At 52.8% G+C, this 6,165-nt stretch carries 6 protein-coding genes; 5 read left to right on the forward strand and 1 reads right to left on the reverse strand.

Translation table 11 applies throughout. The features are described 5' to 3' along the window. From F1735_RS35910 to F1735_RS32140, 4 genes are all read left to right on the forward strand, one after another. Positions 1 to 326 (forward strand): hypothetical protein (locus tag F1735_RS35910; RefSeq protein WP_222853144.1); only part of this gene is annotated, 326 nt, incomplete at its 5' end. A 54-nt stretch (positions 327 to 380) separates the two neighbouring features. Beyond that, positions 381 to 1,208 (forward strand): DcrB-related protein, encoded by an 828-nt coding sequence (locus F1735_RS32130; RefSeq protein ID WP_167240899.1) that lies wholly within the window; start codon positions 381 to 383, stop codon positions 1,206 to 1,208. Positions 1,209 to 1,210: 2 nt separating this feature from the next. Beyond that, positions 1,211 to 2,362: a PAAR domain-containing protein gene (locus F1735_RS32135; protein ID WP_167240901.1), complete on the forward strand. Its 1,152-nt coding sequence runs from the start codon at positions 1,211 to 1,213 to the stop codon at positions 2,360 to 2,362. Further along, positions 2,310 to 2,768, forward strand: a complete 459-nt coding sequence (locus F1735_RS32140; RefSeq protein WP_167240903.1) for a hypothetical protein — start codon at positions 2,310 to 2,312, stop codon at positions 2,766 to 2,768. The genes F1735_RS32135 and F1735_RS32140 overlap by 53 nt, the downstream gene beginning before the upstream one ends. 311 nt (positions 2,769 to 3,079) lie before the next feature. Here F1735_RS32140 and mobV read toward each other — a convergent pair whose 3' ends face one another. Further along, positions 3,080 to 4,387: a MobV family relaxase gene (mobV, locus tag F1735_RS32145; protein WP_167240905.1), complete on the reverse strand. Its 1,308-nt coding sequence runs from the start codon at positions 4,385 to 4,387 to the stop codon at positions 3,080 to 3,082. A 752-nt stretch (positions 4,388 to 5,139) separates the two neighbouring features. Here mobV and repM point away from each other — a divergent pair. Next, positions 5,140 to 5,934, forward strand: coding sequence for a replication initiation protein RepM (repM, locus tag F1735_RS32150; protein WP_167240907.1), 795 nt, complete (start codon positions 5,140 to 5,142; stop codon positions 5,932 to 5,934). The last annotated feature ends 231 nt before the right edge of the window (positions 5,935 to 6,165 follow it).

Here is a 6,165-nt window from a genome sequence, read left to right on the forward strand (position 1 = left end):
GCTTCATTGACTGTCCCGTTCAATTGGGTAGGGACGCTATCGCCCGCGACATTCCGATTCAAGTTGAAAAGGTCCTGCATCGGAAAAGCGGCGCTGCGGCGGTGGTTTGTGCAACATTCAGGCTAGTAGAAGGAAACGAGGATGCAACGAACCCTCTACAAGCTGCCTTTGATGACGCCGAAAGCGAAGCTTACGCCTGGCTTGACTTCCAGGGCACGGCGGCTGATACAATCCGAAGTGCTAACAAAAATGCAACAACTGTTTGCTGTAACTCAAATATGAGCAGCAGTATTTCGAACGTTTCGCGAGAATCTAGTAACTCGTAACGATTCACAACACCCATTTCAGAAAATAGGCCGCGTTTATTAAACGCAATAATCATGCAACAACAATCAGCAACCCGATACCATGCCAATCACGCCACCTTTGAGATGCCGACGCAACTCAAGGACAAGTCCATGCACATGTTCACGCTCAATGACAGCGGGCCGAGCGATTTCAGCGTAGTCGTTTCGCACGCCGAGGTGCTCGATGGCGAGACCTTGATCGCCTTTAGCAAACGCATGACTCAAGAGATGTCGAACGCCCTGCCACGATTCACGCTCAGCCTTTCTAAAGAACGCAGACTTGATGACGCTCCAGCTTGGGAACTTGCGTACAGCTGGCCCAGCGGTGACCACTACATGTACCAGCGTCAGGTGATGACGCTGGTGGAGGGCGCACATGGTGGTACGGTTCAGGCCATGCTGATCGCAGCGACCTGTCTTGCGCCATTTAGCGCGAGCTGGAACGCAACTTTTGATGGCATTCTCGAGAGCACACGGCTGCGCCGCAAACTGGCGCAGCCGGCGGACCTCGCCACGTCAGCTGAGGCCTTGTCCACCATCTTTGTTTTGTCGGAACGCCGCCGAACGCTGCACGCCTTTGTCGACATGAATGAGGCGTGTCGCAAAATTGACCCGAGGGAAGTCCAGCAGGATGCCTGGGCATTTTTTAGTGCAAGCGGTTCGCCGCTGCACGCCCGTCTGCTGGATCCGACTGACGACAAGCCGGGGCGCAAATCGTATGTACTCGACGTACGGGCAGATTCGTCTGCGCCACGCCTGCACGATTGTCTGCACATGGCAGCGCTATTGGTCACCAGTTCACCAGCATTGCCATTTACCAGCATTGCCGACGTGCGGGCCCATCTCGTACAGGAGCGCTAGACATGCCAAAAGCAGCACGCGCTCTTGATCCAATCGGCCATGCGCCAGTTGTAAGCAGCCTGCTTAAAGGCTTGCTTGTGGGCGCCGCAATCGCCCTGGTTGCTGTCGCTGTCATCGGTACCGGTGGACTGGCCGCTTTGGCCTTGGTCGGTGCCGGGGCCGCCGCTGGCGCCGCAATCGGAACTGCGATCAGCGGCATGACCGGTGGTGCAGAGGTATGCGGAAACATTGTCGCACCTTGCTCGACGAACGTTTTTATTAATGGCAAGGGGGCAGCCCGCGCAAACATTGACGCGGCGATCTGCTCGCGCCACTCATCCGGTCCTTATAGGATTGCAAGCGGAAGCGGAACGGTGTACATCAACGGTCAGCCCGCTGCCAGAGTCAGTGATACGATCGCGTGCAGTGCCGTCATAACCGATGGCTCGGGAAATGTGTTTATCGGTGGAGGCATGAGCGCACCGCCGCACCCCATCCTCAAAACGAGCGATAATGATGTAATAAAAGGCACGATGTTCCCTGTTGACTATGCATCTGCCTTTATCGACGAGGAAAACAAGGAAATCCATCTAGAAATATTAATGGATTATGCAGTGCCGAATATTGGAAGTAGGGCGCTTGGATTGACTAGCAAGGTCACCCCAGAAGAATTCAAGAAATATGTAGAATTGACCAATGCGGGACTGGAAAAACATTGGAGCAGATCAGTAATGCTCAATGGGGTCGAGTATCAAATGAAAGTCACTGGAAAAATGTCTTCCGATGGTATGCCGCTGACACTAGCTAACCCAGGTCTCAAAATATTGGGGGACAAAAGCCGTCGCTCACGAAATCCACATCCTGTTCTTTCTGGCAATCTCTATCGCACTCCTCTGCAGAACGATGCTGAGTATGGCGCAGTAGCTGCGCATGAGATTGGCCATGGATTTCTAAGCGATGCGTTTGGTATACATTATTCTTGGACACACGAAGGAACATCTACAATGAACGGAGAAGAAAATGCGAATGCACCTCTCGAACCTATGGAGGGTCCGGTTCCGTTGATGCCGTATTCAAGAAAAAATCATTCCGCCAAAAATGTTGCTGAAAGGACTTTAGCTAGTGAAGAAGATGCTCGAACGATTATTGCCCTTGCTAGTCGCCGTAACAAGTAGTTACGCATTTGCACAAGAAGCTCACGCTATGCCGCAGCGGGTAGATTTTCAGATGCGTACCTTAAATGCTACTGGTGAGAAAATAGAAATCTGCGATCCCAAATTAATAGGTTGTGAAATCGTGATACCGGGATCAAAGGGGCACGAGAATTATCTTACCTCTCAATTACCAAAGGACCCTCTCTTCTATATATTATCACTCCGCGTTATAAAAGTGTGCAATTTGGTTATTCCAATGGCGAAGATGATTGACGCTCCAGTAATGTCTCAAGACAATGGAATATCAACGTATTTTTTAACCATTTCCAGGAAAACTTATCTTCGCGAATGTGGGGATAATGTAGAAAAAACCATTATCAAAAAGCAAAAACCTATTGACGGAGAAAAGGGAAACCGCGAAAAATAGCACGCTGGGCGACAGCGGCGGCACCATTCCTCAATGACCGCTTCCCGACGCATGGCGGACATTCGCTGAATGTGGAAGCCTAGTGTGACACTACCGCTGTCTAGTACCCACCTTTTTGTCCGGACAAAAACCGGCATCAGCCTATCCTGCACTAGAATTCTTGCCCTAGTCCTCAGACTTCAGTTTGTCGATGTTCTGTCAATATTTTGTCGATCTTTTGTCGATATTTTGTCGATATCTCAAAATCGACAAAATATCGACAAAAGATCGACAAGTTACTCGATGCCGGACCCGGAAAATGTCCGAATACGCTAGCCTAGCGACGGTCCTTCGCGCTCCTTGCTTACCTTGAGGGGTGCTATTTCCTTTCCTACAAGCGTTGAAATGAATGCCCGTGCCTTGTCCTGGCGTGCTTGATCAACCATTCCTGGCGAATGTTTGACAATGGCCGAGAGAACTTTTTTTGGATCTTGGCGATGTTGCGTGATTGATTCGTAGATTGCTACCTTCTCAACTTCGGGCCACTCCACTTTCGAGGCATTTCCACCAGCTTTTCGGATGGCCTCTAAAGCGTGAGTTGCAAAGGCGTGAGCCGCTCCTGCGGTTTTCCGTTCGACACGCACCAGGTCATCAATCCGGCGCTGCTGCTCCTGGCGTACTCGCTCTTTCTCCGCTGCCTTTTCATGCTCCACCTTGATGGCGTTGACCCGTTCTTGCGTCTGTAGCACGAGCTGCGCAAACTCATGCTTTGCCAGTTTTGCCAATTCCATCACTGGCGCAAGATGCCTCTCCAAGCCATTTAAACGCTCTGTGAGCTCTTTTTTCTCTCGCGCAAGGGTTTTAGCGGTCAAGGTCATTTCATCGGCTCTACGGGCCTCTGAGGCGGCTAGCTTCGCCTTTTCAACGGCTGGGGCGTATGCTTTCCGCACTTCTGCCGTCACTCGCTGTGCAACCGTCTCAGGCGTTTCATACTCGTTGGACAGAAAACCCTTCTTCAAAATCTTAGGTTCAACGGTTTGGGGGCTGATGGTCACGTGCTGGGCCGGCTTCTCGATCTGCGCGTAGAAGCTCTTGATGCTCTGGTGATGTGCCTTGCTACCCTCGATGCCCCGTTCAAGATCGTTTCGACTTCCTACGGTCTTGGCGAATTCGGTTTGCATCTTGGACAAAGCCGCGGCGCCGCCCGTCCATTGCTTGGCGTTCAGAGTTCCCCTATCGCTCATGGGTACCACGTAGGCCACCAGGTGAGGGCTGCTCTCGTCTCGATGGATTGACCACCCAACGACGTTTTCCTTGCCATGACGCTTCTCCAGCCAATTGATGGACTGGCGAAAGTAGTCATCCTGCTGTTGCCGTGTCTTGTCCTGGAACCACTGCGGAGAAGCGCCGACGAAGTACTCCAGCCCGATCACAGCGTCCTTGCGATACTTCTCGGGTAGGCGATCACGCAGAGCCTGCATCACCTCGCCTGGACTGCTGTGGCTATGCTCATTTAAGTCGGCTCGCTGTGGGTCTGCGTTTGTCGTTTCGCGTGTCCGGTAGGTGTGCGAAAGCGATCCGCCGACGTTACCGAATGACTTGAGTTTGGCTGTGCGCAGGATGGCGAAGTGTGCGGACATAGGAGGCCTTTCGGAGCAGCGTTAGCGGGTGAGCAAAAAAAGTGTACTCACTATACTTTGCTAACGCAAAGTAGTTCGCTGCTTCGCAGCCAAAAGCATGGGGCTTTGCCCCTTGCCCCATGGTGGTCCATTGGCTGTGGACAGCCCTTCGGGCCGTGTGCACAAGCTGTGGACAGGAATGGACAACGGTAAACCCGTTGCCCACGCCCTGCCCACAGCTTGCACACACTCTGACCACAGCAGCCGCGTGACTGCTGGCCGTCACCCCGACCGCCACAATTGAGATATTTTCCCCTAAGAAACAAACCTAGCAGAACTCATAGGACCACACCAGAGCCTGCCGCCGCGTCCCGAGAGGGCGCGGGGTTTCGGCAGGCGCTCACGGGTCGCAGGTGCCCGAAGCCCCGGCTTGCCGGGGTGAGGCGGTAGCCCCCGCGCCGGTAGGCGTGCCCGAAGGGCAGGGCGTATCCCGCCGAAGGTCTGCGAATCCGGCTGTTGGCCGTCGCGTTTCGCGGGGGCCTTTTCCTGCCCCCTCAGGGGGCCTAAAGCAGTACGACCTACACGCGATAGCGTTGGGAGTAGCTTTTAAGTCCTTTTAGCGTTGAAGTAGCCTTACAGGCTGTAAGGCTACTTTTTTGAACTATTACCTTTTTACGGTTAACTATTACTTTTTTACGGTCAATTATTACCACTCTTGACTATGGGTATTAATGTGCCTTACTATTCCCTTATAGGCAATGGAGAATAGTTCAATGAATAAGGCCGAATTTGTCGTAAAGTCAAACCGCTTGATCGAAGCCAGCTACCGCTTGGGCATGAACGAGCAGCGCATCATCTTGTACGCGATCTGCCGGTGCCGTGAGGAGCAGAAGGGGCTATTCCCTGATCTGCCCATCACCATCACGGCTGAAAGCTTCGTCAAGCAGTTCCCCAGTGTGGACAAGAGCAACGTTTACGGCCAGCTTAAGGAGGCAATGAATAGCCTCTACAACCGCAGCGTAACGATCCACGATACTGACCCAGCCACGAAAAAAGCGAGGGTCAGGGAAACGCGCTGGATCAGTGAGAAAGCGTATATCGACGGTGCAGGACACGTCCAGATCGTGTTTACGCCAGAGGTCATCAAGTACCTCACGCGCCTGGAGACAGAGTTTACGTCGTATCAGTTAGAAAAAGTCGGCAACATGACGAGCGCCTACGCGGTGCGCATATACGAGCTACTGGCACAGCACAGGGAGATAGGCAACCGTATGCTCAATCTGGCATGGCTGCGTGAAACGCTACAGATTGCGCCAGACGAATACAAGCTGACAACCAACTTCATCCGCAAGGTGATCGAGGTGGCCGTTGATCAGATCAACAAGCACAGCGATCTGACGGTGAGCTACAAACCGGTCAAAACCGGCCGCGCCATCACTGACTTCGCGTTCAAGATCAAAGCCAAGGACGCAAAGCCAAAGCGGCAGACACTAACCGACCAGCAGCTTCGTGAACAACTGGAAGCCCGAGGACAGCAGCGCATCAATGATCCAGAAGAAGAGTTTTGATGCAATGCAGCTATGAAATTCTCCCGCGTTTGGTGGAACTCGGCGGCGGCTGGCGGTTGCGCCTTTTGGATGGTAACGAAGAGGTGGGCGGCGGGGTGTTCCCTCTAGCCTGAATTTTGCACAAAAAGGGGCAAGAATGCCGTAAGTGATTGATAGAATGGGAGTTATCTAAAAACCTACCCTATCAGCACGAACACACCTTGCCCGACATGAATTCTACCCCAGAGCAGC

This window comes from Massilia genomosp. 1 (assembly GCF_011682185.1).
GTDB classification, from domain to species: Bacteria; Pseudomonadota; Gammaproteobacteria; order Burkholderiales; family Burkholderiaceae_D; genus Telluria_A; species Telluria_A rubra.

Excerpts from the sequence above, each read along its gene's own strand:
- F1735_RS32130 (WP_167240899.1), top strand. The coding sequence starts at position 381 with ATGCAACAACAATCAGCAACCCGATACCATGCCAATCACGCCACCTTT.
- mobV (WP_167240905.1), bottom strand. The coding sequence starts at position 4,387 with ATGTCCGCACACTTCGCCATCCTGCGCACAGCCAAACTCAAGTCATTC.
- F1735_RS32135 (WP_167240901.1), top strand. The coding sequence starts at position 1,211 with ATGCCAAAAGCAGCACGCGCTCTTGATCCAATCGGCCATGCGCCAGTT.
- repM (WP_167240907.1), top strand. The coding sequence starts at position 5,140 with ATGAATAAGGCCGAATTTGTCGTAAAGTCAAACCGCTTGATCGAAGCC.